The organism is Acidovorax sp. KPB24-07 (assembly GCF_057543315.1).
The window spans coordinates 1-639 of record NZ_BAAJYS010000903.1 but is presented as its reverse complement, the minus strand read 5'-3'; the positions used below and the strand labels follow the sequence as shown (position 1 = coordinate 639).

Sequence of the window (639 nt, the reverse complement as noted above, 5' to 3'; positions counted from 1 at the left end):
CCGGCGCGGCGCGTGCATCGTGCTGGCCTCGCGCGATGCGGGCACCCTGTCGGCGGTGGCGCTGGCCTGCCGGGCCGAGGGCGGCACCGCCATTGGCGTGCCCACCGACGTGACCGATCCCCAGGCCGTACAGGCCCTGCGGGCCAAGGCGCTGCGCCATTTCGGCCACATCGACGTGTGGGTGAACAGCGTGGGCGTGGGCGCCGTGGGGCGTTTCGAAGACGTGCCCGTGGCCGCGCACCGCCGCGTGCTGGAGTCCAACCTGCTGGGCCACCTGCACGGCGCGCACGTCGTGCTGCCGCACTTTCGCGAACGCGGCCGCGGCACGCTGGTCAACCTCATCTCGATGGGCGGCTGGGTGCCCGCGCCCTATGCGGCGGCCTACACCGCGAGCAAGTTCGGCCTGCGCGGGCTGTCGGAAAGCCTGCGCGCCGAGGTGTCCGACCTGCCCCACGTGCATGTGTGCGACGTGGCCCCCACCTTCGTCGATTCGCCGGGCCTCTCGCACGGCGCCAACTACACAGGCCGCAGCATCCGGCCGCCGCTGCCCATGGTGGACCCGCGCCGCGTGGCCGATGCCATCGTGGGCCTGTCCACCCGCCCGCGCGACGTGACCTGGCTCGGCGCGCCCGCGCTGCC

1 protein-coding gene is annotated in these 639 nt (G+C 74.3%); it reads left to right on the top strand.

Features of this window, described 5'->3' with window-relative positions:
* Window positions 1-639, top strand: a 639-nt coding sequence (locus AC27IQ_RS26585; RefSeq protein WP_487091466.1) for an SDR family oxidoreductase, incomplete at both ends; no start/stop codon positions are given.